Source organism: Mesorhizobium sp. M0983, assembly GCF_040318975.1.
In the GTDB taxonomy this organism is placed as follows: Bacteria; Pseudomonadota; Alphaproteobacteria; order Rhizobiales; family Rhizobiaceae; genus Mesorhizobium.
Map to the genome: position 1 here is coordinate 1 of NZ_JAMYNH010000068.1, position 675 is coordinate 675.

Sequence of the window (675 nt, forward strand, 5' to 3'; positions counted from 1 at the left end):
GGCATCGGAGCGAACTTGGCAGGATTAATGCCCGAGCTCCAGGAGCGTCTAGTCGCGCTGGTCGAGGGGTTACAGGACCCCGAGCATCGCGGCTTGGCCTTGCAGGCCCTCGGAGGTGGCGCACCAGCAGTTGCAGCTGAGCTACAGGAGCGTCTCGTCACGGTCGCCGAGGGACTTGACGGGTACGATCGCTCTTTGGGCGTATGGGGCCTCGGACTCGGCGTGGGACGGCTCTCGCCCGAGTTTCAGGAGCGGCTCGTTGCCCTCGCCGAGGGACTTCATGAAGCTGAGGATCGCGTCTACGCCCTGCGGGGCATCACACTAGCAGGACTTCGCCCCGACCTGCAGCAGCGCCTGTTCGTCCTCGCCAACAGCATCAACGAAGCCGAGCAGCGCGTTTGGGGACTTGCGGCATTCGCACAGGAAGTGGCGTCGCTTGCGCCCGCCCTTCAGCAGGAAGTTGTGCGCCTCGCGGAGCGCCTCGGAGAGCAAAATCGCGCTTCGGTCCTGAGGGATTTCGGAGCGGGCGTGGCAGGGCTTGAGCCGAACCTCCAGAAGCGTCTTGTGGCCATTGCCGAACGGCTGGCATCGGCTGCAGACCGCGCCTCGGCTTTGGAGGGCCTCGGAGCCGGCATGGCTAGGCTTGCGCTTGAGGTCCAGGAGCGTCTCGTCGCG

The 675-nt window shown here is 65.8% G+C and carries 1 protein-coding gene; it reads right to left on the reverse strand.

Features of this window, described 5'->3' with window-relative positions; all coding sequences use genetic code 11:
• Positions 1 to 321: 321 nt before the first annotated feature.
• Positions 322 to 675: hypothetical protein (locus NKH71_RS33345; protein ID WP_352896633.1), on the reverse strand; the 354-nt coding region annotated here is incomplete at its 5' end.